The following is a 24079-nucleotide window of genomic DNA, read 5'->3' on the forward strand; positions in this document are numbered from 1 at the left end:
TCCGCCATTCCTCCCAACAGAGAGAGTAATCATGACAGTCAGCGCGCAGAACCTGGTATGGATCGACATGGAGATGACGGGTCTCGACCCCGAAGAGAACGTGGTACTGGAGATTGCCACCATCGTCACCGACAAGGACCTGAACGTGCTGGCCGAAGGGCCGGTCATCGCCATCCATCAGAGCGATGAAGAGCTGGCCAAGATGGACGAGTGGAACGTCAACACCCACACCAAGAGTGGTTTGGTGGCCCGGGTCAAGGCGAGCCAGCATGACGAGGCGAAAGCCGTTGCCGAGACCCTCGACTTTATTCGCCAGTGGGTGCCGGAGCGCACCAGCCCGCTATGCGGCAACAGCATCGGTCAGGATCGCCGCTTCATGGTCAAGCACATGGCTGATCTGGAAGCCTTCTTCCACTATCGCAACGTCGACGTCAGCACCATCAAGGAGCTGGTACGCCGCTGGCAGCCGGAGTTGCTGGATCAGTTCAAGAAGAGCGGTACCCATCAGGCGCTGGACGATATCCGCGAATCCATCGCCGAGTTGCAGTTCTATCGCAGCCACGTCTTCAAGATCTGATTTCCCGGCAAGGGGTTGTCATGCGCTGGCTGCTAAAATCGACAGTTCGGCCAGCTTTTGAGCGAACGCGCGCAACCAGACAAAAAAGCCCTTGCAATTGGAATGACTGCTCTTATAATTCGGCTCCCGTACAGTAGCGCAAGCAACCAAATGCTGTACGGCCTGTTTTAAGGTAGTTGCGGGAATAGCTCAGTTGGTAGAGCACGACCTTGCCAAGGTCGGGGTCGCGAGTTCGAGTCTCGTTTCCCGCTCCAAAAATCTGATGATGACACTGGTGCAAACCAGCCCGATGCGGGAATAGCTCAGTTGGTAGAGCACGACCTTGCCAAGGTCGGGGTCGCGAGTTCGAGTCTCGTTTCCCGCTCCAATCATCAGCCAGCCTCAAGACAACCAAATTGTTGCGGGAATAGCTCAGTTGGTAGAGCACGACCTTGCCAAGGTCGGGGTCGCGAGTTCGAGTCTCGTTTCCCGCTCCAAAAAATTTGTAAGTGATATTCCGATGCGGGAATAGCTCAGTTGGTAGAGCACGACCTTGCCAAGGTCGGGGTCGCGAGTTCGAGTCTCGTTTCCCGCTCCAATCACTTGCAGATGACATTCTGTTGCGGGAATAGCTCAGTTGGTAGAGCACGACCTTGCCAAGGTCGGGGTCGCGAGTTCGAGTCTCGTTTCCCGCTCCAAACATTTGTAAGTGACATTCCGTTGCGGGAATAGCTCAGTTGGTAGAGCACGACCTTGCCAAGGTCGGGGTCGCGAGTTCGAGTCTCGTTTCCCGCTCCAATCACTTGTAAATGACATCCTGTTGCGGGAATAGCTCAGTTGGTAGAGCACGACCTTGCCAAGGTCGGGGTCGCGAGTTCGAGTCTCGTTTCCCGCTCCAATCTCTCTTCGAAGTCCTGATAATCCCTTTGAATTGCCCATCACATCGCGCTGCGATGACTTGTCGTATCCGGTGCTTGCTTTCTCTCTTCCCCGCATATCCCAAGTCATAAGACCAAGATGTATTGCTCGCTAATAGCCTCTCGGAGATCGGGCACAACCCTTTGCGGTCGGCTTACAGACATGGCAGGGGCTGAATCACAGACATTGGCTCGGTATAAGTTAAAACCGGGGCATTTAACCAAAACCCATAAATTTGACTTATAGCGGCCGGTGGTGGCCATAAACGCCTTGCAGGCGGGGATGGCAAGCCCGGCAAGAGCTCTGCCGATCGGGGAGGGGACATCGCGGGCAAAAAAAGCGGGCAAAAAAATAGGAGGGCCGATGGCACCTCCTACATGTTCACTGGCGTGGCCTTAGATAACGGTGACGTTTTCGGCCTGCGGGCCTTTCTTGCCCTGGGTCACAGTGAACTGGACTTTCTGACCTTCAGCCAGGGTTTTGAAACCTGCGCTCTGGATGGAGGAGAAGTGAACGAATACGTCCGGACCCTGGGATTGCTCGATGAAGCCAAAACCCTTGGTTTCGTTGAACCATTTTACCTGGCCGGTGCGAATGTCAGACATGTGCAAAATCCTATCAATAACAAAATGAAACTAAGCCCTGTGGGGCTGCATTTGCCTTGCAGCAGGGGTTGGCTCATGACTGACCACGTCTCTTTGTCCCAGTAGCACGCAGAACAATCCCTGTCTAAAGCACAATCGATTGTACGTTAGCGCCGATCCTTGTCAATTTGACCCCTGTCGTTTTTTGAACAAGCTAAAAATATTGTGAAGTCAGTAGCTTATTTGGCAGGGATCGGGATGTAAAACGGGAGGCCGCAGCCTCCCGTTTTGTTTTACTCCTTGAGGACGAACCCTTCGCCCTGCCGGTCATAGCGATAGATGGCCTGACCGTAGGAGCGGATCTCGACCCGCTGAATGCGGCGGCTGTCATCCACCAGAATGAAGACGGAGCGGCCCGATTGCAGGCGGGTCAGCGGCCGATCCGGCCCCTCGATGGCGATCAGGCGACTGAGCTCGGCGCCCGGCAGCTCGAACTTGCGGAAGATGGAGAAGAGGGTCTCACCGGCTTGCACATCGTGCTGCAGCCAGGTGCCATTGACCTTCTCTTCGACCGGTTTGGCAGCGGCAGGCGCACTGCCCGTGGTGCCATTGCCAACGGTCATGGCCTGTGCCGGTACCGCCAGCGGCACTTCCAGCGAACCGGACGGCGGCGCTTTGGGCACACTCGGGGCGGGTTCCCAGGCCAGCACCAGCAGCCAGAGCGGGATCAGGATCAGCAGACCTATGGTGTTCTTGCGCGGCAGCGGGCTGCTCAGCTTGAATTTGCCGGTGCTGGCACTCTGGCTGCGCAGGGCTGGCTGCTGCTCTTTTTTGCCAAATCGTTGGCGCAAGGACTCTGTTGCTGCATTGATACGATGGAGCAGGGATACTTGTGATTCGTCTTTGCGACGCTGCTGGGCTCGTCTGTTATGGCCACGTGGGCGACGGTCCGGGGTGGGCACGGCATTTACCTCTCACTGCATTGCCTGCCATCAGGCAAATTTCGCCGCCTATGGTAAACGGACTCGCCCCCGAGGGGGAGAGTCCTGAGGTGGAAAATTATCAGCTGAGACGAAATTGTCCCAATAATTGCTGCAATTTGTCGGCTGCCTGGCGCAGTGCCTGGCTGGCTTTGGCCGTTTCGGTCGCATCCTGAGCGATGTCGTTGGCCAGTGCGTTGGTTTTTGACAGGTTGCCGGAGACCGTCTCGGAGACCGAGCTTTGCTCTTCGGCGGCGGAGGCGATCTGGTAGGTCATGTCGTTGATGGTGGAGATGGCCTTGTAGATGCTGCCAAGTGCCTCTTCCGCCAGATCCGCTTCGCCCACCGCCTGATGGGTCAGCTGCTGGCTCTGGTTGATGGCGTTGACCGCGTTGGTCGAGCTGTGGCGGATCTTCTCGATTAGCTCCTGAGTGTTCTGCACTGCCTGCTGGGTGTTGCCCGCCAGTTTGCGCACCTCGTCGGCGACCACCGCGAAACCGCGCCCCTGCTCACCGGCCCGTGCTGCCTCGATGGCTGCGTTGAGGGCCAGCAGGTTGGTCTGATCGGCAATCCCCTGAATGACGGTGAGGATGCTGGTGATCTGCTCGCTGTCGTGGGCCAGCCCTTCCACCACTTCGGCCCCTTTACCGGCTTCTGCCGCGACCTTGTGCATCGACTGGATCACCTGCTGGAAGCGCTCCTTGCCCTGATCGGCGGCGCTTTGCGCCTGCTTGGCCGAGTCGGCGGTGTTGTTGGCGTGGGTGGCGACCTCCTGACTGACGTAGGACATCTCCTGCACCGCGGTCAGCATCTGTTCCATCTCGGCCTGATGATGCTGCAGGTTGGTGTCGGTCTGGCCGGCGATGCGGTCGGTATCGCCGGCATGGCGATTCACTTCGCTGGCCGTTTTCAGCACATCCCCGAGCAGCCCCTGCAGCTTGTCGATGAAGCGGTTGATCCCCTTGGCCAGATCCCCCAGCTCGTCCACCGAGCGGGTGTTGAGGCGCTTGGTGAGATCGCCCTCGCCATCGGCGATATCATCCACCAGGCTGACCATCTGGCGGATGGGGCCGGTGATGCTGCGGGCGATCATCAGCATGGTGACCAGCGCCAGCACCAGCACGACAAAGGCGCCGACCAGCTGTTGGGTCACGGCGGTGCGGTTCATCTCGCCCAACTGGTTCTCCAGCTGATCGGCTCCCGCCAGCACCACCTGATAGGGCAGGGTGACGATGATGGCCCAGTTGCGGCTCATGCCCGGCACCATGATGGGCACCGAGATGCGAAACGAGTTGTTCAGCTCCTGACGCTGCAGTTCCGGCTTCAGGTACTGCTGCCACTGGCTGCCCAGCACCTTCTCGGCGCTGCTGCCAAGCAGGCTGGCATCGCCGCTGGTGCCGGTGATGACGCCGGCGGCGCTGACGATCAGGGTTTCCCCCTTGCCGTCATAGATGTTGCTGTTGAGGGACTGGGCCTGACGGCTGATGGAGTCCACCGCCAGATCGAGCGCGGCGATCCCCCTGAACTGGCCATCCACCATGATGGGAGTGGTGATGGTGCTCACCAGCACCTGCTGGCCGTTGATATCCACCTTGAAGGGATCGATGAGGCAGGAGCGCCCCTCCCGTTTCGGGCAGGCGTAGTAGTCGTTGGCCGGGTTGCCGAAGCTGTCGGTCTCGCTCTTCTCGATGGAGAGCAGCAGATCTGTGCCGACCTTGTCCTTGTCGCGATAGAAGTAGGGGACAAAGCGCCCCTTGCTGTCACTGCCCAGCGCAGTCTGGCCGGCAAAGCTGGCATCCTGATTGTCGAAGCCGTTGGGCTCGAAGCCGGCGAAGGCGCCGTAGAGCTGAGGCTCAAGGGCGAGTTGAGCCTTGAGCAGGTCGGTGGCTTGCTGACGATCGAGCGGCAGCTTGCCCTGCTGTTGCTGGGCGAAGACGCTGGCCATCTGCTGGGTGTAGGAGAGCCCTTTTTGCAACAGCTGGGTGATGGTGGCCGCTTCGGCGCGGGCGTTGGCACTGACCTTCTGCCATGCCTCCTGCTGCAGGGCGGCGCGGCTGGAGCTGATGGTCAGCTTCTGGGTCTGTTGACCGGAGTACTGGTTGAGCAGGATCAGGATGACCAGGGCTGTCGTCATGGCGATCCCGGCCATGACCAGTATTCGGGTCTGGATTGAACGGAACTGCATCGTCTCTTCCTTGTTCTTGTTGCGTGGGGCGTTGAGAGTTGTCTGGATATCGGCAGGAGGAGGCAGCTCTCCAGCGCTATGCATAGCAAATCGGAAATGGGGATTTTGTTCTGCGATCCCCTTCAAAGATCAGGGGGGCAGGGGGGCGTTGCGCAAATTTAACCCGCTACTTTGCCCTTTGCGGCTTCATGGTTTTCCCATCCGTGATTGTCGGTGCTAAAATGCGACGGTTTTTTTAACGAATTGGCCCAAGGCCCTCTACACAAGGCTTAAAGATGAAAGTCAAAACCCGTTTTGCTCCCAGCCCGACCGGCTTTTTGCATGTCGGCGGTGCCCGTACCGCACTCTATTCCTGGTTGTTTGCAAAGAACCAGGGCGGTGAGTTTGTGCTGCGTATCGAGGATACCGATCTGGAACGTTCCACTCAGGAGGCCATCGACGCCATCATTGAGGGCATGGAATGGCTGGAGCTGAACTGGGATGAGGGCCCCTACTACCAGACCAAGCGCTTCGATCGCTACAACGCGCTGATCGACGAGATGCTGGCTGACGGCCGCGCCTACAAGTGCTACTGCTCCAAAGAGCGTCTGGAAGCGCTGCGTGAAGGCCAGATGGCCAACGGCGAGAAGCCCCGTTATGACGGCAAGTGCCGCGACCACGACCACGATCACCCGGCCGATGCGCCGCACGTGATCCGCTTCCGCAACCCGACCGAAGGCTCCGTGGTGTTCGATGACCACGTCCGTGGCCGCATCGAGTTCGCCAACACCGAGCTGGACGATCTGATCATCCGCCGTACCGACGGCGCGCCGACCTACAACTTCTGCGTAGTGGTCGATGACTGGGATATGGAGATCACCCACGTGGTGCGTGGCGAAGACCATATCAACAACACCCCGCGCCAGATCAACATCTACAAGGCGCTGAACGCGCCGGTGCCCGAGTTTGCTCACGTCTCCATGATCCTGGGTGACGACGGTGCCAAGCTCTCCAAGCGCCACGGTGCTGTCTCCGTGATGCAGTACCGCGACGATGGCTACCTGCCGGAAGCACTGCTGAACTATCTGGTGCGTCTGGGTTGGTCCCACGGCGATCAGGAGATCTTCAGCCTGGAAGAGATGATCAAGCTGTTCAGCTTGGATGCCATCTCCAAGTCCGCCTCTGCCTTCAACACCGACAAGCTGCTGTGGCTGAACAACCACTACATGCGCAGCCTGGATCCGGCTTATGTTGCCAAGCATCTGGCATGGCACATGGAAAACCAGAAGATCGACACCAGCAATGGCCCGGCGCTGGCCGATGTGGTCACCCTGCTGGCCGAGCGCTGCAACACCCTGGTCGAGATGGCTGCCCAGAGCCGCTACCTGTTCGAAGAGTACGAAGCGATCGACGAAGCGGCTGCCAAGAAGCACCTGCGCGGCGTGGCTGCCGAGCCGCTGGCTCTGGCCAAAACCAAGCTGGCTGCACTGGATAGCTGGACTACCGAAGCACTGCACGAGCTGATTGAAGCGACCGCTGCCGAGCTGGGTCAGGGCATGGGCAAGGTTGGTATGCCGCTGCGTGTGGCCGTCACCGGTCTGGGCCAATCCCCTGCCATCGACGCCGTGATGGCGCTGGTCGGCAAGGAGCGCGTTCTGGCCCGTATCGACCGCGCGCTGGCTTACATCGAAGCCCGCGTGGCTGCCGAGTAACTGCTGCCGATGTGGCAGGCGAGGGGATAACCCTGCTCTGCCACATGCTGAATAGCAAAAATCCGAAACCACTGGTTTCGGATTTTTTTATGGCCATCGCACAGGCCGAGAATAGTTTGGGATAAAAAAATGCCAGTCAGCTGACTGGCATTTTTGTTGGCGAAAACCTGACTTAGTGGCCGTCTACCCAGAAGAACTTGAGGACGAACAGCAGGGCTACCACCAGTACGCAGGGGTTGATCTCGCGCCAGCGGCCGGTGCCCGCCTTCATCACGCAGTAGGAGATGAAGCCCACGGCGATCCCCTCGGTGATGGAGAAGCTGAACGGCATCATCACCGCAGTCATGAAGGCCGGTACCGCTTCGGTCAGGTCTTCCCACTTCACCCGGGTCAGCTCGGAGCACATCAGCACGCCCACATAGATGAGAGCACCAGCGGCGGCATAGGCCGGCACCATGGCGGCGACCGGAGAGAAGAAGATTGCCAGCAGGAACAGAATGCCGACCACGATGGCGGTCAGACCGGTACGGCCGCCGACGGCAACGCCGGAGCTGCTCTCGATAAAGGCGGTGACCGAGGAGGTGCCCATAAAGGCGCCGCCGACCGAGCTGACGCTATCGACCAGCAGTGCCTGCTTCATGCGCGGGAAGTGGCCCTTGTCATCGGCCAGCTTGGCGCGGTTGGTGACGCCGATCAGGGTGCCGGAGGAGTCGAACAGGTTGACCAGCATAAAGGAGAAGATGATTCCGGCGAGGCTGATGTCGAGCGACCCCATCAGATCCAGCTGACCGAACACCGGCTCGATGCTGGGGGGCATGGAGACGAAACCCTTGAAGGTGACATCGCCAAACAGCCAGCCCAGCGCCGTGGTGACCACGATGGCGATCAGCACGGCGGAATGAACGCCGCGGGCGGAGAAGATGCAGATCAGGAAGAAACCGAGCAGACCCAGCAGGCAGGGCAGGGAGGTGAGGTTGCCCACGGTCACCATAGTCGCGGGGCTGGCCACGACGATCCCGGCGTTGTGCAGGCCGAGCAGGGCGATCAGCAGACCGATACCGGCGGTGATGCCGACCCGCAGGGTGAGCGGAATGTTGCCGATCAGCCAGTAGCGCACCCGCAGCAGGGTGAGGATCAACAGACCCATGGCGCCCCAGAAGATGGTGCCCATACCCACTTGCCAGGAGTAGCCCATACCGGCCACGACCACGAAGGCGAAGAAGGCGTTGAGGCCCATGGCGGGTGCCAGCGCGATGGGCAGGTTGGCGAGCAGACCCATCAGGATGCTGCCGATACCGGCGATGAGGCAGGTGGTGACAAAGACTGCCTGGGTGTCCATGCCTGCCGCAGAGAGGATCTGCGGGTTGACGAAGACGATATAGACCATGGTCAGGAAGGTAGTGATGCCGGCGATCAGTTCGGTGCGGGCGTTGGTGCCATGGCCCTTCAGGGCAAACAGACGCTCAAGCAATCCTTGCCCGGCAGCCTGTGTGGGGGCCTGTTGTGGTTGATTCATGTTGGATTCCAATAGGTGACGTGAAATAAGCAGCAGGCGAGCGGGCTCCCATTCATGCGGGAGTGATGGCCCTGTTTCTGGTGGAGAAGTAACCAGACTCGTCCTGATACCGTGACAGCGCGCACATTTTTACACAGGCGACGCCGTTTACAAACCCCGGATCTGCGAAGCGGATCAATGAATGGAGCAAAAGATCAAACGTTTGCTTTTTCGCCAACAAAAAAGGTTCTCGTCGGAGAACCTTTTTGGCGTGGAGAGGGCAGAGATCAGAGAGTTTTGAAGTAGCGCTCCACCAGCTGGGCCAGCACCGAATCGAGCTGATCCTGCACTTCCCCCAGCTCGCGGCCGAAGCGGCGCAGAAAGAGACTGGCCTGCTCCTCGCTCAGCTTGAGATCGTTGAGAAAGAACTCCTGCTCCGGCAGCTTCTTGTCATAGCGAGGGATCAGCACCCAGCTCACCAGCTCCGGCTCGACCGCTTCGAAGATTTTGGCAGCGGCAACGCAGAAGGTTTCGATGTGTTCCTTGCCATCCGGCCCGAGACAGCCGGGTTCAACCCGGATCTGGATGGTCAGTTTTTTGGTCATTTCAGTACATCCATGCAATGTTATCCGTCTTGGATTGTAAGCCAAAAGGCAACAGAAAGGGGAGCCGGAGCTCCCCTTGTGACGCTGGTCGCAGCTGCAATGGTACGGCTTGCGCCGACCGACCGCTTACTTGGCGATGCGCTTGTACTTGGCGCGGTGCGGCTGGATGGCCTCGGCGCCGTAAGTCTTCTTCTTCCACTCTTCGTATTCGGTAAAGTTACCTTCGAAGAACTCGATCTTGCCCTCATCCTGATAGTCGAGGATGTGAGTGGCGATACGGTCGAGGAACCAGCGGTCGTGGGAGATGACCATGGCACAACCCGGGAACTCCAGCAGAGCGTTCTCGAGGGCGCGCAGGGTTTCGATATCCAGATCGTTGGTCGGTTCATCCAGCAGCAGCACGTTGCCGCCGGTCTGCAGCAGCTTGGCCAGGTGCAGACGACCGCGCTCACCACCGGAGAGCTCGCCAACCCGTTTCTGCTGGTCGGAACCCTTGAAGTTGAAGCGGCCGATATAGGCGCGGCTCGGGAACTCGTAGTTGCCGATGCGCAGGATATCCTGACCGTCAGCGACCTCTTCGAATACCGTCTTCTTGTCATCCATGCTGTCGCGGAACTGATCGACAGAGGCGAGCACCACGGTTTCACCCAGGGTGATGGCACCGGAATCCGGCTGCTCCTGACCCGACATCATGCGGAACAGGGTCGACTTACCGGCACCGTTCGGGCCGATGATGCCGACGATGGCACCCTTCGGAATGGCAAACGACAGATCGTCGATCAGCACCCGATCACCATAGGATTTGCGCAGGTTGGCCACTTCCACCACCTTGTCGCCGAGGCGCGGTCCGGGCGGAATGAACAGCTCGTTGGTCTCGTTGCGCTTCTGGTAGTCGTTGGTGTTGAGCTCTTCGAAGCGAGCCATACGGGCCTTGGACTTGGCCTGACGCCCTTTCGGGTTTTGACGAACCCACTCCAGCTCTTTCTCGATGGACTTGCGACGGGCAGCTTCGGAACTTGCTTCCTGCGCCAGACGGGCGTCCTTCTGCTCCAGCCAGGAGGAGTAGTTGCCTTCCCACGGGATACCTTCGCCGCGGTCCAGCTCCAGGATCCAGCCCGCCACGTTGTCGAGGAAGTAACGGTCGTGGGTGATGGCTACGACAGTGCCTTCGTAGTCGTGCAGGAAGCGCTCGAGCCAGGCCACGGATTCCGCATCCAGGTGGTTGGTCGGTTCGTCCAGCAGCAGCATGTCCGGCTTTTCCAGCAGCAGACGGCACAGTGCCACACGGCGGCGCTCACCACCGGAGAGGTGCTTGATCTTGGCATCCCAGGCCGGCAGGCGCAGGGCATCGGCCGCGCGCTCCAGCTGGTTTTCCATGTTGTGGCCACCCTGAGCCTGGATGATGGCTTCCAGCTCGCCCTGTTCGCGGGCCAGCTTGTCAAAGTCGGCATCCGGGTCGGCGTAGGCCGCATAGACCTCGTCCAGACGGGCCATGGCGCGCTTCACTTCGCCAACGGCCTCTTCGACCGCCTCGCGTACGGTCTGCTCCGGATCCAGCTTCGGCTCCTGCGGCAGGTAGCCAATCTTGATGCCGGGCTGCGGACGGGCTTCCCCTTCGATCTCGGTGTCGATGCCTGCCATGATGCGCAGCAGGGTGGATTTACCGGCGCCGTTCAGACCCAGCACGCCGATCTTGGCGCCCGGGAAGAAGCTCAAGGAGATGTTCTTGAGAATATGACGCTTGGGCGGCACTACCTTGCCGACCCGGTTCATGGTGTAAATAAATTGAGCCATTGGCTAATTCTCTTCCTTTTCAGCAGGTTAATGTCTTGGCATTAACAGACTGATGTCGTGGTGGGGCCAAGTCGACACAGGTCAACCGGGTTCCAAAAAACCCGTCGATTGTAAACCAACGGACGAGGGGGGGCAAAGGCGGCACCCGGCTATGTCCCCCCTTTGCCAACAGGGTCACGCCTTGCTGCATCAGTCGTGCAATTTGGGCATGATGTGGGCTGCCGTTTTGTTCCGGAGCCGTCATGAACCCATCTCCTCAAGCCCCCCTGCTTGCCACCTTTTTGTGTGCCATGGGATTGGACGCCGCCCTGAGCGAAGCCCTCTGTCAGCGTTTGCCACGGCAGACGCTGCGAGCCGGTCAGGTGCTGTTGGCGCAAGGGGCCGAACAGGAGGCTGCCTTCTATATCGAAGCGGGCATCGCTCGCGCCTGCCACTACACCCGGGACGGACAGGAGCGCTGCAAGGAGTTCTACTTCGAAGGGGAGCTTTGCCTGCTCTATGACAGCTGGCTCACGGGGTCGCTCGCCCGCTACCAGCTGGAGGCGCTGACGGAGTTGCAGGTGGTGCGGGTGCCGCTCGCCCTGCTGGATGAGCCCGTCTGGCAGCCGGTCTGCATGACTCTGTTGCGTCAGCAGCTCGGTTACAAGGAGCGCAAGGAGGCGTTTTTGCTGCTCCACTCGCCCGAAGAGCGTTATCGGGAGCTCTGCCACACCTTCCCCCACTGGCCGGCACGACTGACCCAAGTACAGCTCGCCAACTACATCGGCATCAGCCCGGTCACCCTGTCACGGATCCGCAGGCGCATTAACACGGGTTAATGCCACCTGCCGGTTGCCACTTCATGCTGCGCCATCCAAATGACGGACGAGGGGTGGATGATGTCGCTGTTTCTGTGGTCGCAACTGGTGGTGAGCCTGGCCTTGCTGCTCGATCTGTTGTCGTTTCAGTTGCGGGATCGCCGCAGGATCTTGGCCTGTCTGGCCCTCTCCTGCGCGCTCAATGCCGGTCACTTTGCCCTGCTCGGGCAGTGGTCGGCCGCCTGCCTGTTGCTGCTGGCCAGCGTGCGCTTTCTGGTGAGTATCTGGCTGGTTCGCCGCATCTTGATGTGGTTTTTCATGGGGTTGGCCTGTGCGGCTGCGCTGGCGACCTATCAGGGCGTACTCTCATTGGTCGGGCTACTGGCGAGCCTGCTGCAAACCCGGGCCGCGTTTTGCCCGGATGATCGCCAACTGCGGCGCTGGATGCTGCTCGGCACCCTCTGCTGGCTGGTCAACAACCTGCTGGTGGGCTCTCCGGTCGCCGCTCTGATGGAGGGGCTGTTTCTGGTCAGCAATCTGGTGGGCTACTATCGCCACTATGGCTTCCACTATTCGGCCGGTAGCGGTCATAACCATAGTTGTCGCAATCCGGAGCAGCCTTCCGAGCGGACTGGCAACTGAGAGTTCGCTCAGGGCTGCTTGTGGCCAGCGAAGTAGAGCACCCGTTTGACATACTCTCGGGTCTCGTCATAGGGCGGTATACCGCCATAGCGCTCAACTGCCTTCTCGCCTGCATTGTAGGCTGCCGAGATCAGTACCCAGTCGCCATCGAAGCGGCGATCCAGCCACTTGAGATAACTGACGCCACCCTTGATGTTCTGTGCCGGATCAAAGGGTTGAGTGACACCAAAACGCTGCTGGGTTTCGGGGATCAGCTGCATCACCCCCTGCGCATTCTTGGCGGAGACGGCGCGGCTTTCGAGGTTGGATTCGGCAATGGCGATGGCCAGCACCAGCCGCACATCGACCTGATGGCGCTTGGCTGCGTGGCGCAGCATGGTGGCCAGCTTCTGTTTGCCCGGTGACTGGCGCGCCAGATAGGCCTCGACATTGAACGGTGTGCTGGGCAGGGCGAAATAACTCCCTTGTCCGCCGCGCATGCCGACACCGCACTGATCGCCCATGGGGGCATTGCCGACCCGCGGGTTGTAGTAGCGGCTGGCCTGCTGGTTGCCCAGGCGCATCGCCATGGCGAGATAGCTGTTGGCCATTTTCGCGCTGCGCACCGAGGCGGGGCCGGTGGCGAGCAGACGCCCGATCCGGAAGTAACCTTCGGGATTGCCGGTGCTGGCGGCTACGCAGTAGAGGGCAATCGCCTTTTGCAGATTGCCGCTGTGCTGGGCTGCCTGCCCCTGCCTGAGCGCCGTCATTGCCCTGGGGGCTTGTCTGAAATCCCTGCCCTGTGCCGTCTGCGGAATGCCCGCCAGTAGCGACGACAAAAAAAGCAGCAAAAACAGTCCGTTTTCGCTGATCTTCCCCATCGTTTATCTCCTGCTTGAGTAGAGAAGATATAGAGGAACATGGCTGCCATCGCCATGAAGGCAGTGGATCCTGTTGTTATAGCGGGGGGATTTCAGAGAGCAAAATGGTATGGAACTAACGGCATTGCGAGAGTTTCATACCACTTTTCATCGGGTTAGAAGTCGTGGTGATACTCATGCTCATCCAGGTCGGCGGGAGGAAGCGCGCGATAGAAGCTGCCAATTTCGCTGACAACCCAGAGCGAAAGCAGGATCAACATGCTGATAAGGGGAAACAGGGTGTGGTTATGGGTCAGGGCATAGGCCGCGATGGCGGCGCCAATCAGGAGAAGGGTTCGGATCATGAGGTGGCTCCTTGTCGTCATGGGGGTGTTGCGTGGCCACGGACAGAGCGCCTGGGGTCGGGAGTGTCTCCCGGGTGGCACGAAGCGAAGTGATTATATCGCGTCATGCTGCTGCCGGTCCGTGGTGTCATCACACTTTCCATAGTCATGGGTTTCGTATCGAGTTGGGCCCCGCCACATGCGGGGCCTGTGGTTGTGTAACGGTTAGAAGAAACCGCCGTTGTTATCGTCACTGTCGGTCCAGCCGCCACTCTGGCTATCGTCGTCGAGAAAACTGCCGCCATCATCGGGAGGTGAATCCCAGCCGTCCCAGCGTACCGGTTCTGCATCGACCGGATTGGCAATGGGCGCTGGCTCTATGATGTCGATGATCTCCTCGGGTCGGTTGCTGTGAAACAGTCCGCCGATCATGTCGGCCAGCATGACCCCGCCGGCAACCCCGGCTGCGGTTTGCAGGGCGCCACCGAGAAAGGAGCTGGTACGGGAAGCGGGTTGGGCAGGCGCAGTTGCCGGTGGCGGCGTGAAGCGCGGGGGCGGAGTGCTCTCGCCACCGAACAGGCCGGAGAGAAAACTGCCACCGCTCGAACTGCTTTGGCTGGCCTCCAGCTCCTTGACTCGCTCGTTGAGGCGGGTAAGGGCAGCCTGCTGGATCAGCAGCGCCTGGGTCATGTAGTAGGGGGCATCGGGCTGCTGGGCCAGATGCTGGCGGATCAGCAGATCCGCTTGTTGGTCTCGCTTGCTATCCCTGGCTTGCGCTTGCTTGAGGCGGTCGAACAGTCCATCGATCAGACCCTGTTCCTGTTGTTGCATCTCAAATCCTCGCTATGGTGCGCAGACAGTGCGTTCAGCCATCCTAAAACGCGTGGCAAGCCAGTGGTACCGGATTAACTCATCGGCGACCAAGGGCTGCAGCCCGGCAATTTCACGCGCCGGGCTGGTAGTAGTCGAGATACCAGCGGACGAACGCGGCGACCCCCTCCTTGATGGAGGTGGCAGGGCGCAGGCCGGTGAGGGTGTGGAGGGGCTCGCTGTCGGCCCAGGTGGCGTGCATGTCGCCCGCCTGCATCGGCAGCATCCGCTTGATGGCGGGTTTGCCGAGGGCCTCTTCCAGCGCCTCGATAAAGTCGAGCAGCCGCACCGGCTGACCATGACCGATGTTGAGGATGCGATAGGGCGCGGCGCTCTCGGCCGGGCTTTGCTCGCTGGCGTGCCAATCGGGATTGGGACAGGGCGGCAGGTCGGCCACGGCGAGGATCCCTTCGACGATGTCGTCGATAAAGGTGAAGTCGCGGCTGAGATCGCCGTGGTTATAGACGTCGATAGGCTCGCCCGCGAGGATGGCGCGGGTGAACTTGATGATGGCCATGTCGGGCCGACCCCAGGGGCCGTAGACGGTGAAAAAGCGCAACCCTGTGGTGGGCAGGCCATAGAGCGTGGAATAGGCGTGAGCCATCAGCTCGCCACTCTTCTTGGTGGCGGCGTAGAGGGAGACCGGGTGATCCACTGGTTGCTCGGTGGTGAAGGGCATCTGGTCGGTCAGACCATAAACCGAGCTGGAGGAGGCGTAGAGCAGATGCCGGATGCCGTGCTGGCGGCACCCCTCCAGCACCGTTAGCATGCCGGTGAGGTTGCTGTCGGCGTAGGCAAACGGGTTTTCCAGCGAGTAGCGCACTCCCGCCTGCGCTCCCAGATGGATTACCCGCTCGAAGCCATGACGGGCAAAGAGTGCCGCCATCGCTTCGCGATCAGCCAGATCGACCCGCTCGAAGTGGAAATGGGGATAGCTGGCCAATTGTGCCAGTCGCGCCTCTTTCAGACTTACCTCGTAGTAGTCGTTGAGGTTGTCGATACCCACCACCCGATGACCTGCCGCGCAGAGCCGGCTGGCCACGTGAAACCCGATAAAACCGGCGGCCCCGGTCACCAGCCAGCTCATGGTTGCACCTGCGTGAGAGGGAGGTGAGGCCGCCCTATGGCGTAGTAGCAAAAGCCCTGCTGGTGCAGGCGCACCGGATCGTAGAGGTTGCGCCCGTCGATGATGACGGGGTTGGCGAGCAGGCTCTTCATCCGGGCAAAGTCGGGGACGCGGAAGGATTGCCACTCGGTGCAGATGAGCAGGGCATCGGCCCCCTCCAGTGCAGATTCCTGAGTCGGGCAGAGCAGCAGATCCGGTCGCTCGCCGTAAAGTTCGCGAGCGCGAGCCATCGCCTTGGGATCAAACGCCTGCACCTTGCCACCAGCAGCCCAGATGGCGGCCAGCAGCGGGCGGCTCGGCGCTTCGCGCATGTCGTCGGTGCCGGGTTTGAACGCCAGCCCCCACAGGGCAAACGTGCGGCCGCGCAGATCCGGGCCGAAGTGACTCAGCAGCCGCTCGGCCATCTTCTGCTGCTGGCGCTGGTTGACCTGTTCGACCGCGGCGAGCAACGGGGTATCGCAGTCGACGCGGCGGGCTGTGTGCAGCAGGGACTGGATATCCTTGGGGAAGCAGGAGCCGCCATAGCCGCAGCCCGGGTAGAGAAAGTGGTAACCGATGCGGGGATCGGCCCCCATCCCCTGGCGCACCGCCTCGATATCGGCCCCCAGCTCCTCGGCGAGTGTCGCGATCTCGTTCATAAAGGAGATGCGGGTGGCCAGCATGGCGTTGGCGGCGTACTTGGTGAGCTCGGCACTACGTAGGTCCATCACCACGATCCGGTCGTGGTTGCGGTTGAAGGGGGCGTAGAGGGCGCGCAACTGCTCCAGCGCCATCTCGCTGTCACAGCCGATGATGATGCGATCCGGCCGCATGCAGTCGCTGACAGCTGCCCCCTCCTTGAGAAACTCGGGATTGGCGGCCACGTCGCACTCGAGGGCTACGTCACGCTCAAGTAGCTGCGCCTGAATGTGCTGCCGCACCTGCTGCGCCGTGCCGACCGGCACAGTGCTCTTGGTCACCACCAGCTTGGGGCGGCTCATCAGCCGGCCTATGGTGTCGGCCACCGCCAGCACATGTTGCAGATCGGCAGAGCCATCCTCATCTGCGGGTGTGCCTACTGCGATGAGCAGCAGGTCGGCGTGCTCGACTCCAACGGCGGGGTCGGCAGAGAAGTGCAGACGACCACTGGCCAGATGGCTCTCGACCAGCGGGGCCAGCCCCGGCTCGTAGAAGGGGATTTGGCCCTGCCGAAGCGCGGCGATCCGCCCCTCATCCACATCAATGCAGCAGATCTGATGGCCCACCTCGGCCAGAACGGCGGCCTGAACCAGCCCGACATAGCCTGTGCCAAAAATGGTGACCTTCATGAAAAATGCCTCTTGCTGCGGATGGGATGCGGGGTGTCAGAGGGCGGCATGCTGCATCTTGGTGCAGCGGGTGTCAATGCCGGATGACAGGCACCAGAATGGGGCGTGCAGCCCCCTTGTTGTGATCATTTTCACAAAAAATAGACTGGACCTCATAACGAAGCCCTGCCGACAGGGCTCGCAGCCTGCCGAATAGGGCAGGCGACAGACACTCTCCATTTACTTCGCTTGGATACAGGTTATGGACAACACCTCGACTCGTACTGCCCATCCCGTCTATGAGGATGTGCTGGCCCTGCTGACCGCGGCAGGCTTCGTCTCCCTCGGCATCTTCCTGTTTCATCAGGTTGGCCTGCTCACCGGCGGCACGGCCGGGTTGGCGCTGCTGCTGCAACAGGTGACGGGCATCAGCTTTGGTCTGCTCTTCTTCGGCATCAATCTGCCCTTCTACGCGCTCGCCTGGCTCAGGATGGGACCGCGCTTTACCCTCAACACCTTCGTCTCGGTGGCGGCGGTCTCCTACATGACCGATCACCTCAACGGCGTGTTGCAGATCGGCAAGATAGAGCCCCTCTATGCGGCGCTGATCGGTGGCACCCTGATCGGCATGGGGCTGCTCATCATGTTTCGCCACAAGTCGAGTCTGGGGGGCTTCAATATTCTGGCGCTCTTTATTCAGGATCGCTTTGGCATCCGGGCGGGCAAGCTGCAGATGGGGCTCGATTGCGCCATCGTCATCGCCTCGTTCTTCGTGGTGCAACCCTGGATTCTGGCCCTCTCCATCGTGGCGGCGGTTATCTGTAATCTGGTGTTGACACTCAACCACAAGCCGGGGCGCTACCAGATCGCCTGATCGAGGCTCGCCCGTCAGGGATAGAGAGTCTGCCGCGCACCGCTGGTCAGCGGTGCCGGCAGCTGCCAGCGCGCCCTGATCTGCTCGAATTTCCCCTCCCGCTCCAGCTTGTCCAGAATCTGGTCAAAGGCGGCCAGATGCGTCTCGTTCATCCTCGTTTTGTTGAAGCCCACCTGATAGTTGGCTTGATGGGTTATCTGCAGGGGCCGGATATCCTGATGGCTGCCGCTCGCCAGGTAGTAGCGGGCCACATCCACATTGGAGAAATAGAGCTGGTAGCGGCTGCTTCGCGTCAGCTTTTGCAGGCTGCGGATCGAGTCCGTGGTATTGAGCCGGATATGGAGTGGCACATTTCCCTGCTGCTGCAAGCGGCGATCCAGCTCCTCCAGTAGATACTGGCTGAACGAGTTGCGGGTGACCCCGACGATGGCGCCAGAGAGCGTCTCTCGGGTCAGTGCCGGTTCAGGGGATTCGGAGTGGACGAAAAATCCCCAGCTGGCGGCGCCGAGGGGGTGGGAAAAACGTAGGCTTTGCTCCCGTTCCGGACTTCGGGCGAGCGGAAACATGCCGTCCAGCTCACCCACCTCCAATAGCTTTCGTGCCCTGAGGTTGGGGAGCTGGGTGATGGTGCAGCCGTCAGGCCACTCATGACAGACGGCATCGACCATCTCCACATAGGCACCGACCAGATGCTTGCTCTGGTCTGTGAAGCTGTAGGGGGGAAACTCCTGTACCGCCAGCTGGAGCGGTCTGGCATGGGGGGCGAGGCTGACAAGCAGAGCGAGAAGAGCGAACGGGTGGCGCATCGTGGAGCCCCGGGTTGCTGTGACTTGCCTTGAGTATGACGGGGATCCCGGTGCCGTGTGGCAGGTCCGGGATCTCGCCGGCCTGTCAGCCTTGTTCCGGTTCGGGTGTCGCCAGAGGCAGATGGCACGCCACCAGATGACTGCTCTCATCCTTCCCTTCGAGGGTTGGCGCCACGTTTTTGCAGTGCGCCGTGGCATGGGGACAGCGCGGATGGAAGTGGCAGCCGGCGGGAGGGGTGATGGGGGAGGGGACATCGCCGGTCAGCAGGATGCGCTGGCTGCGCCGACGTGGATCCGGCACCGGAATAGCCGAGATCAGCGCTTGAGTATAGGGGTGGCGCGGCGCCAGATAGAGCGACTGGGCATCCGCCAGTTCGACGATCCTGCCCAGATACATCACCGCAATCCGATCCGAGATATGTTTCACCACCGACAGATCGTGGGCGATGAAGATGATGGCGAGCTGCATCTCCCGCTGCAGGGTGAGCAGCAGGTTGATGATTTGCGACTGCACCGAAACATCGAGGGCCGAGACCGCCTCGTCGCAGATCAGCAGCTTGGGGCGCAGGGCGATGGCGCGGGCGATACCGATGCGCTGGCGCTGGCCGCCGGAAAACTCGTGGGGGTAGCGATCCCGCGCTCTGGTGGGCAGCCCGACCTTGGCCAGCAACTCATCGACCCAGGCGCGCCGCTCTTGCGTGCTGCCCTTGCCGTGGATGATAAAGGGCTCCTCCAGAATTTGCCCCACAGTATGACGGCTGTTGAGGGATTCTGCGGGATCCTGAAACACCATCTGCATCTCCTGACGCAAAGAGCGCATCTCGCGAGGGCTGAGGCGGGTGATATCGCGCCCCTCGAAGGTGATGGTGCCGCCGCTTGGCTCGAACAGTTTGAGCAGGGTGCGCCCCAAGGTCGACTTGCCGCAGCCCGATTCCCCCACCAGCCCCAGCGTCTCTCCCTGCTTGAGGTCGAAGCTGATGTCATCCACCGCGTGAACCGTATATTGCTTGCGCAGGAACCCGCCTCCCAGCCGGAAGTGCTGTTTCAGATCCCTGACCGATAACAGAGTGCTCATGGGGTCAACTCCTTCCAGTAGTGACAGGCGACATGGTGGCGCGGATTTAACTGTTCCACCGCCGGAATGGCGCTGATGCAGAGATCGGTCGCGTGGGGGCAGCGGTTGGCGAAGCGGCAGCCGGCCGGCATCTCGTGCAGGGCCGGCACCTGTCCCTTGATGGTCTTGAGTAAGCTCTTGGGCTCATCCTCGAGGCGCGGGATCGAGCTCATCAGACCGTGGGTATAGGGGTGGCGGGGGTGGTCAAACAGCTCGAACACGTCGGCCTGCTCTACCGCCCGCCCGGCGTACATCACCACCACCTCGTCGCACAGCTCCGCCACCACGCCAAGGTCGTGGGTGATAAAGAGGATGGCCATCCCGGTCTCGGCCTGCAGCCCCTTCATCAGGTCGAGGATCTGGGCCTGAATGGTGACATCCAGCGCCGTGGTCGGCTCGTCGCAGATGAGCAGATCGGGCTCGCAGGCGAGCGCCATGGCGATCATCACCCGCTGGCGCATGCCGCCGGAGAGGTTGTGGGGATAGACCGCAAAGCGCTGGGCCGGTTCAGGGATACCCACTTTCTGCAGCATGGCGATGGCCGCGGCTTTGCGCTGGGCCTTGTCATACTCGGGGCGATGGAGGCGAAACACCTCCATCAGCTGCTCCCCCACCGTCTGCACCGGATTGAGGGCCGTCATCGGCTCCTGAAAGATCATCGAGATACGGTTGCCGCGCACCCTGTGCATCTGTTTGGGAGGGAGGGCGAGAAGATCCTCCCCCTCAAAATCGATGGTGCCGGCTACCACCCGGCCGTGGGGGCGGGGCAGCAGCCCCATGATGGCCAGCGCGGTGACGCTCTTGCCGCAGCCCGATTCACCGACCAGACCGAGGGTCTGTCCCGGTGCGACGCTGAAACTGACGCCATCGAGCACCTTGAGCTCGTCCCCGTCGACGGTAAAGGTGACCTCGAGGTCGCGTACGGTGAGCATGGGGGAGGACATGGCGCAGCTCCTACTGATAACGGGTGAAGGGGCGCGGGTCGAATGCCTCGCGGATGGCCTCGCCGATGAAGGAGACCATGATCAGCACCAGACTCACCGCCGCCACCACCGAGCTGACGATCCAGATGGCGTCGAGGTTGTTGATCCCCTGCGAGAGCAGCTCCCCCCAGCTCGGGGTCGGCGGCGCAAGGCCAAAGCCCAGATAGTCGAGGGCGGTCAGGGTGGATATGTTGCCCACCACCGAGAAGGGGGCCAGGGTAACGATCATCATCAGGGTGTTGGGCAGAATGTGGTGGAAGATGATGCGCCCGGTGCTCGCTCCCTGCGCCCGTGCCGCCATCACATAGTCTCGCGCCCGCTCCTTGTAGGTGAGGGTGCGCATGTACCAGGTGATCCCCATCCAGCCGAACAGCACGTTGATGGCGACAAAGAGGCTGAAGTCGGGCTTGGTGAGCGACACCAGGATCATGATGACGTAGAGAAACGGCACCTGTGACCAGATCTCGATAAAGCGCTGCAGGATGAGGTCGAAACGGCCGCCGAGAAAGCCCATCAGGCAGCCGACGGTGACCCCGATGGCATAGCTGGCCACCAGCGCGATAAAGGCGAAACAGATGGCGATGCGAAAGCCATAGACCAGCCGCGCCAGCACGTCGCGCCCGCCGGTATCTGTGCCGAAGACGTGGCGATCGGAGAGGCTGGGGGCGTAAGGGGGGTAGGCATCCTCCTTGAAATCCTGCTCATAGGGGTTCCATGGCACCGGCGGCAGCAGCACCCAATCCCCCTTCTGCTCATGGGCAAAGCGGCTCTTGAGCTGGCGGTAGTTGGTCTCGTAGTCGTAGTCGAAGCCGAAGTGGCGACCGGGGATCACCGCGCTGTAGGTGGGGAAGTAGAGGGTGCCCTGATAGCTCACCACCAGCGCCCGGCTGTTGACCAGGAGCTCCGCCAGCAGGGAAACCAGTACCAGCAGGGTGAACAGGATAAAGGAGTAGTAGCCGCGCTTGATCGACTTGAATCGCTTCAGTTTTTTCAGGGTGACGGGGTTCATGGCTACTCTCCGAACCGCACGCGGGGATCGACGAACCGGATTGCAACGCAGATAGCGGGGGCGATATGGCGTTGTTTCAATCTGACAGTAAAAAGAGAAAGGGGGCTCATCTTCACTCTCCAAACCGTACGCGGGGATCGACGATGGCAACACAGATGTCGGAGACGATATTGCCCACCAGCATCAGCATGGAGGTGATGGCAAGAATGCCCATCACGGTGGGATAGTCCCGCTCGACGATCGCCTCGTAACCGAGCAGGCCGATGCCGTCGATGTTGAAGATGGTCTCGATGAGAAAGGAGCCGCCGAAGAAGACGGTGAGCACAGAGCCCAGATGGCTGGCGATGGGGATCAGACTGTTGCGCATGGCGTGATCGGTAACGGCCCGGCGAAATGGCAGCCCCTTGGCCACCGCGGTACGCACGTAATCGGCCGAGAGGTTCTCCATCAGGCTGTTCTTCATGGTCATGGTGAGGATGGCGAAATCGCCGATGGCATAGGCGATAAGCGGCAGCAGGGCATGGGCAAAGAGGGTGCGGATCTGATCCCAGCTGCTGGTCATCGAGTCGTACTCGTCCCCCGGGAAGCCCCCCATGGGCAGCCACTCCAGATGAAACGCGAAGACGGTGATGAGAAAGATCCCCACCACGTAGGCGGGCAGGGCATAGGCCATGTAGATAAGCATGGAGCTGAGGGAATCGAAGCGGCTGTTGTGTTTGAGCGCCTTGGCTACCCCGAGCGGGATGGAGACGGCGTAGCTCAGCACGAACGTGGCCACGCCGAAGAAGGCGGTGACCGGCAGCCGCTCCTTGATGAGATCCCAAACCGGTTCGTAGTAGCGGGTCGAATCGCCGAGATCGAGCACCGCCAGCTTCTGCAGCCACTCCCAGTAGGCGACCAGCATCGGCTTGTCGAGGCCGTAGAAGGCCTTGAGCTCCTCGATCTGCTCGTCGGAGAGGGCCTGCGCCCCCTTGCTGCCGCCGGAGCGGCCCCCCTCATGCTGCGACACCTGCGCCTGCATCAGCATCCGTTCCACCGGCCCGCCCGGCACAAATCGGGTGACGGTAAAGACCAGCAGGGTGATGCCAAGAAAGGTCGGAATGATGAGCAGCGTGCGGCGCAGCAGATACGACAACATGGCGAAACCTCGTCCTTGGTGGTTGCTGGCGGCCCCTCATCTCCCTGATTGGCCGCAATGCTTCATTGGTAAACATAAACCCGAGCCAGATCAATCAAATAATCGCGTCGGGCGGTGCTATGGCTGCGCTTTGCGCCATTTTGTCGGCCCCGCAGCAAATGAGATTGTATCTGCCTGTGAGACAAACGTTTTGATATCCGTTTCATGAGTGAAACAATTAGCTTGTGCCTCCCCTGTTTGCGGGGCGATCTGGCGCTTTCTGGATGCCCGCCCGATCCTGTTCATCCGCCGTTTGGTTGCCTTGTGTCACAGTGGCTTTTGCCAGCTTGAGCGCGATTGCCGCACAAACGACGCTTTTTAACAACAAAAGCGGGACAACAAAGTTGAAATTTTGGCCGACTCGGGAAAGAATGCGCGCTCGGTTATTGGCGCCGTGGTGCAGGTTTACCCGCCACCGGCAGACCGAGGATGAGACGGCCTCTGGCCCATTTGGTACAGGAAACCACACAGGAATTTTATGAATCCCCTTCGCACTGCCGCTTCGGCGCTTTTTTGCACACTTGCCCTGGTCAGCCAGCAGGCCGCTGCCGTTGAATACACTCTGCCTGCGGCCAACAGCCGCCTGATCGGCGAGAACCAGGAATACGTGGTGCCCGCGGACAACCGTCCGCTGGAGCAGATCGCCGCTGACTTCCAGCTGGGTCTCACCAACATCATGGAAGCCAACCCGGGCGTTGATCCCTATCTGCCGAAGGCGGGTAGCACCCTGATCATCCCCCATCAGCTGATCCTGCCCAACGCCCCCCGCGAAGGGATCGTCATCAACGTCGCCGAGATGCGCCTCTACTACTACCCGAAAGGCAAGAACGTGGTGGAAGTGCTGCCCATCGGCATCGGCCAGCTGGGAGTCAACACCCCGGAGAACTGGATCACCAAGGTAGAGCGCAAGCGCGCCAACCCGACCTGGACCCCGACCGAGAACATCCGTCGCCGTTATGCCGCCCAAGGCGTTACCCTGCCTGCGGTATGGCCGGCTGGCCCGGATAACCCCATGGGTCTGCACGCCCTCTACATCGGCAACCTCTATGCCATCCACGGCACCAACGCCAGCTTCGGCATCGGTCTGCGGGTGAGCAGCGGTTGCGTCCGTCTGCGCGCCGACGACATCAAGTATCTGTTCGACAACGTACCGGTCGGCACCCGTGTCCAGTTCGTCAACCAGCCGGTCAAGACCTCGGTCGAGCCGGATGGCGGTCGCTACATGGAAGTGCACGAGCCGCTGTCGCGCAACGAGGAGGAGTTCAACTCCACCGCCTCCGTGCCGCTCCCGATGACTCCGGCCATCACCCGCTTCATCGCCCATGCCGAGTCTGACTCCAACGTGGTCAAGCAGGTGCTGGAGCAGCGTACCGGCCTGCCGACCCGTCTCAATCCCTGATTGAA

The 24079-nt window shown here is 60.8% G+C and carries 22 protein-coding genes and 7 tRNA genes; 13 read left to right on the top strand and 16 right to left on the bottom strand.

The window, feature by feature from the left end:
- Positions 1-31: 31 nt before the first annotated feature.
- From orn to AAHA41_RS00565, 8 genes are all read left to right on the top strand, one after another.
- Entirely contained in the window at positions 32-577 is a 546-nt protein-coding gene (gene orn, locus AAHA41_RS00530; protein WP_047436099.1) for an oligoribonuclease, read from the top strand.
- A gap of 178 nt (positions 578-755) precedes the next feature.
- Positions 756-831 (top strand) — tRNA-Gly (locus AAHA41_RS00535).
- A 37-nt stretch (positions 832-868) separates the two neighbouring features.
- Positions 869-944 (top strand) — tRNA-Gly (locus AAHA41_RS00540).
- 33 nt (positions 945-977) lie between these two features.
- A tRNA-Gly gene (locus AAHA41_RS00545) sits at positions 978-1053 on the top strand.
- 25 nt (positions 1054-1078) lie between these two features.
- Positions 1079-1154: transfer RNA gene (locus tag AAHA41_RS00550), tRNA-Gly, on the top strand.
- A gap of 24 nt (positions 1155-1178) precedes the next feature.
- Positions 1179-1254, top strand: a tRNA-Gly gene (locus AAHA41_RS00555).
- 24 nt (positions 1255-1278) lie between these two features.
- Positions 1279-1354: transfer RNA gene (locus AAHA41_RS00560), tRNA-Gly, on the top strand.
- A 24-nt stretch (positions 1355-1378) separates the two neighbouring features.
- Positions 1379-1454 (top strand) — tRNA-Gly (locus AAHA41_RS00565).
- Between the two features lie 415 nt (positions 1455-1869).
- Here AAHA41_RS00565 and AAHA41_RS00570 read toward each other — a convergent pair.
- From AAHA41_RS00570 to AAHA41_RS00580, 3 genes are all read right to left on the bottom strand, one after another.
- Positions 1870-2079 (bottom strand): cold-shock protein, encoded by a 210-nt coding sequence (locus AAHA41_RS00570; protein WP_005297820.1) that lies wholly within the window; start codon positions 2077-2079, stop codon positions 1870-1872.
- Between the two features lie 272 nt (positions 2080-2351).
- Complete coding sequence (locus AAHA41_RS00575) at positions 2352-3020, bottom strand: LysM-like peptidoglycan-binding domain-containing protein (RefSeq protein ID WP_323068486.1); 669 nt, start codon at positions 3018-3020, stop codon at positions 2352-2354.
- 100 nt (positions 3021-3120) lie between these two features.
- On the bottom strand, positions 3121-5223 hold the full coding sequence (locus AAHA41_RS00580) for a methyl-accepting chemotaxis protein (protein ID WP_323068487.1): 2103 nt from the start codon (positions 5221-5223) through the stop codon (positions 3121-3123).
- Between the two features lie 275 nt (positions 5224-5498).
- Between AAHA41_RS00580 and gltX the strand changes: the two genes are divergently transcribed.
- Positions 5499-6914, top strand: coding sequence for a glutamate--tRNA ligase (gene gltX, locus AAHA41_RS00585; protein ID WP_323068488.1), 1416 nt, complete (start codon positions 5499-5501; stop codon positions 6912-6914).
- A gap of 172 nt (positions 6915-7086) precedes the next feature.
- Here gltX and AAHA41_RS00590 read toward each other — a convergent pair whose 3' ends face one another.
- From AAHA41_RS00590 to ettA, 3 genes are all read right to left on the bottom strand, one after another.
- Positions 7087-8430, bottom strand: coding sequence for an NCS2 family permease (locus tag AAHA41_RS00590; protein WP_033114095.1), 1344 nt, complete (start codon positions 8428-8430; stop codon positions 7087-7089).
- Between the two features lie 266 nt (positions 8431-8696).
- The gene (locus tag AAHA41_RS00595) at positions 8697-9014 is read right to left on the bottom strand and encodes a hypothetical protein (protein WP_005349395.1); all 318 of its coding nucleotides are present in this window, start codon (positions 9012-9014) and stop codon (positions 8697-8699) included.
- A gap of 126 nt (positions 9015-9140) precedes the next feature.
- Positions 9141-10808, bottom strand: a complete 1668-nt coding sequence (gene ettA / locus AAHA41_RS00600) for an energy-dependent translational throttle protein EttA (RefSeq protein WP_005358378.1) — start codon at positions 10806-10808, stop codon at positions 9141-9143.
- Positions 10809-11050: 242 nt separating this feature from the next.
- Between ettA and AAHA41_RS00605 the strand changes: the two genes are divergently transcribed.
- Positions 11051-11626 (top strand): Crp/Fnr family transcriptional regulator, encoded by a 576-nt coding sequence (locus tag AAHA41_RS00605; RefSeq protein WP_323068490.1) that lies wholly within the window; start codon positions 11051-11053, stop codon positions 11624-11626.
- A gap of 57 nt (positions 11627-11683) precedes the next feature.
- On the top strand, positions 11684-12247 hold the full coding sequence (locus AAHA41_RS00610) for a YgjV family protein (protein ID WP_279006856.1): 564 nt from the start codon (positions 11684-11686) through the stop codon (positions 12245-12247).
- A gap of 8 nt (positions 12248-12255) precedes the next feature.
- Here AAHA41_RS00610 and AAHA41_RS00615 read toward each other — a convergent pair whose 3' ends face one another.
- From AAHA41_RS00615 to AAHA41_RS00635, 5 genes are all read right to left on the bottom strand, one after another.
- Positions 12256-13107 carry a lytic transglycosylase domain-containing protein gene (locus tag AAHA41_RS00615; protein ID WP_041207925.1) on the bottom strand — a complete coding sequence of 284 codons (852 nt, stop codon included), beginning with the start codon at positions 13105-13107 and terminating at the stop codon, positions 12256-12258.
- A 155-nt stretch (positions 13108-13262) separates the two neighbouring features.
- The gene (locus AAHA41_RS00620; RefSeq protein WP_323068493.1) at positions 13263-13451 is read right to left on the bottom strand and encodes a hypothetical protein; all 189 of its coding nucleotides are present in this window, start codon (positions 13449-13451) and stop codon (positions 13263-13265) included.
- Between the two features lie 204 nt (positions 13452-13655).
- Positions 13656-14261, bottom strand: coding sequence for a DUF2076 domain-containing protein (locus AAHA41_RS00625; protein WP_041207926.1), 606 nt, complete (start codon positions 14259-14261; stop codon positions 13656-13658).
- A 112-nt stretch (positions 14262-14373) separates the two neighbouring features.
- Positions 14374-15387 carry an NAD-dependent epimerase gene (locus tag AAHA41_RS00630; RefSeq protein ID WP_323068494.1) on the bottom strand — a complete coding sequence of 338 codons (1014 nt, stop codon included), beginning with the start codon at positions 15385-15387 and terminating at the stop codon, positions 14374-14376.
- Positions 15384-16733: a UDP-glucose/GDP-mannose dehydrogenase family protein gene (locus AAHA41_RS00635; RefSeq protein WP_323068496.1), complete on the bottom strand. Its 1350-nt coding sequence runs from the start codon at positions 16731-16733 to the stop codon at positions 15384-15386. The genes AAHA41_RS00630 and AAHA41_RS00635 overlap by 4 nt, the downstream gene beginning before the upstream one ends.
- Positions 16734-16974: 241 nt before the next feature.
- Between AAHA41_RS00635 and AAHA41_RS00640 the strand changes: the two genes are divergently transcribed.
- Entirely contained in the window at positions 16975-17586 is a 612-nt protein-coding gene (locus AAHA41_RS00640) for a YitT family protein (protein WP_042031690.1), read from the top strand.
- A 14-nt stretch (positions 17587-17600) separates the two neighbouring features.
- Here the strand turns inward: AAHA41_RS00640 and AAHA41_RS00645 are convergent, their stop codons facing one another.
- The 5 genes from AAHA41_RS00645 to AAHA41_RS00665 form a co-directional block, all read right to left on the bottom strand.
- Positions 17601-18392 (bottom strand): transporter substrate-binding domain-containing protein, encoded by a 792-nt coding sequence (locus AAHA41_RS00645; protein WP_323068498.1) that lies wholly within the window; start codon positions 18390-18392, stop codon positions 17601-17603.
- Between the two features lie 85 nt (positions 18393-18477).
- Positions 18478-19467: a dipeptide ABC transporter ATP-binding protein gene (locus AAHA41_RS00650; RefSeq protein WP_323068499.1), complete on the bottom strand. Its 990-nt coding sequence runs from the start codon at positions 19465-19467 to the stop codon at positions 18478-18480.
- Positions 19464-20450, bottom strand: coding sequence for an ABC transporter ATP-binding protein (locus tag AAHA41_RS00655; protein ID WP_323068501.1), 987 nt, complete (start codon positions 20448-20450; stop codon positions 19464-19466). Before AAHA41_RS00655 ends, AAHA41_RS00650 begins: the two co-directional genes overlap by 4 nt.
- A 10-nt stretch (positions 20451-20460) precedes the next feature.
- Positions 20461-21498 carry an ABC transporter permease subunit gene (locus AAHA41_RS00660; RefSeq protein ID WP_323068502.1) on the bottom strand — a complete coding sequence of 346 codons (1038 nt, stop codon included), beginning with the start codon at positions 21496-21498 and terminating at the stop codon, positions 20461-20463.
- Between the two features lie 112 nt (positions 21499-21610).
- Complete coding sequence (locus AAHA41_RS00665; protein ID WP_124241361.1) at positions 21611-22636, bottom strand: ABC transporter permease subunit; 1026 nt, start codon at positions 22634-22636, stop codon at positions 21611-21613.
- A 517-nt stretch (positions 22637-23153) separates the two neighbouring features.
- On the opposite strand from AAHA41_RS00665, the gene AAHA41_RS00670 reads away from it, so the two are divergent.
- Positions 23154-24074: a L,D-transpeptidase family protein gene (locus tag AAHA41_RS00670; protein ID WP_042031678.1), complete on the top strand. Its 921-nt coding sequence runs from the start codon at positions 23154-23156 to the stop codon at positions 24072-24074.
- The last annotated feature ends 5 nt before the right edge of the window (positions 24075-24079 follow it).

The organism is Aeromonas sp. SER (assembly GCF_038739615.1).
Lineage (GTDB): Bacteria > Pseudomonadota > Gammaproteobacteria > Enterobacterales > Aeromonadaceae > Aeromonas > Aeromonas jandaei.

Bases quoted from the DNA above. Each gene is read 5' to 3' on its own strand.
- AAHA41_RS00655 (WP_323068501.1), bottom strand. From the start codon at position 20,450: ATGTCCTCCCCCATGCTCACCGTACGCGACCTCGAGGTCACCTTTACC.
- ettA (WP_005358378.1), bottom strand. From the start codon at position 10,808: ATGGCTCAATTTATTTACACCATGAACCGGGTCGGCAAGGTAGTGCCG.
- AAHA41_RS00615 (WP_041207925.1), bottom strand. From the start codon at position 13,107: ATGGGGAAGATCAGCGAAAACGGACTGTTTTTGCTGCTTTTTTTGTCG.
- AAHA41_RS00650 (WP_323068499.1), bottom strand. From the start codon at position 19,467: ATGAGCACTCTGTTATCGGTCAGGGATCTGAAACAGCACTTCCGGCTG.
- AAHA41_RS00665 (WP_124241361.1), bottom strand. From the start codon at position 22,636: ATGTTGTCGTATCTGCTGCGCCGCACGCTGCTCATCATTCCGACCTTT.
- AAHA41_RS00605 (WP_323068490.1), top strand. From the start codon at position 11,051: ATGAACCCATCTCCTCAAGCCCCCCTGCTTGCCACCTTTTTGTGTGCC.
- AAHA41_RS00595 (WP_005349395.1), bottom strand. From the start codon at position 9,014: ATGACCAAAAAACTGACCATCCAGATCCGGGTTGAACCCGGCTGTCTC.
- AAHA41_RS00610 (WP_279006856.1), top strand. From the start codon at position 11,684: ATGATGTCGCTGTTTCTGTGGTCGCAACTGGTGGTGAGCCTGGCCTTG.
- gltX (WP_323068488.1), top strand. From the start codon at position 5,499: ATGAAAGTCAAAACCCGTTTTGCTCCCAGCCCGACCGGCTTTTTGCAT.
- AAHA41_RS00645 (WP_323068498.1), bottom strand. From the start codon at position 18,392: ATGCGCCACCCGTTCGCTCTTCTCGCTCTGCTTGTCAGCCTCGCCCCC.
- AAHA41_RS00640 (WP_042031690.1), top strand. From the start codon at position 16,975: ATGGACAACACCTCGACTCGTACTGCCCATCCCGTCTATGAGGATGTG.
- AAHA41_RS00625 (WP_041207926.1), bottom strand. From the start codon at position 14,261: ATGCAACAACAGGAACAGGGTCTGATCGATGGACTGTTCGACCGCCTC.
- AAHA41_RS00590 (WP_033114095.1), bottom strand. From the start codon at position 8,430: ATGAATCAACCACAACAGGCCCCCACACAGGCTGCCGGGCAAGGATTG.
- AAHA41_RS00670 (WP_042031678.1), top strand. From the start codon at position 23,154: ATGAATCCCCTTCGCACTGCCGCTTCGGCGCTTTTTTGCACACTTGCC.
- AAHA41_RS00630 (WP_323068494.1), bottom strand. From the start codon at position 15,387: ATGAGCTGGCTGGTGACCGGGGCCGCCGGTTTTATCGGGTTTCACGTG.
- AAHA41_RS00580 (WP_323068487.1), bottom strand. From the start codon at position 5,223: ATGCAGTTCCGTTCAATCCAGACCCGAATACTGGTCATGGCCGGGATC.
- AAHA41_RS00635 (WP_323068496.1), bottom strand. From the start codon at position 16,733: ATGAAGGTCACCATTTTTGGCACAGGCTATGTCGGGCTGGTTCAGGCC.
- AAHA41_RS00620 (WP_323068493.1), bottom strand. From the start codon at position 13,451: ATGATCCGAACCCTTCTCCTGATTGGCGCCGCCATCGCGGCCTATGCC.
- AAHA41_RS00570 (WP_005297820.1), bottom strand. From the start codon at position 2,079: ATGTCTGACATTCGCACCGGCCAGGTAAAATGGTTCAACGAAACCAAG.
- AAHA41_RS00660 (WP_323068502.1), bottom strand. From the start codon at position 21,498: ATGAACCCCGTCACCCTGAAAAAACTGAAGCGATTCAAGTCGATCAAG.
- orn (WP_047436099.1), top strand. From the start codon at position 32: ATGACAGTCAGCGCGCAGAACCTGGTATGGATCGACATGGAGATGACG.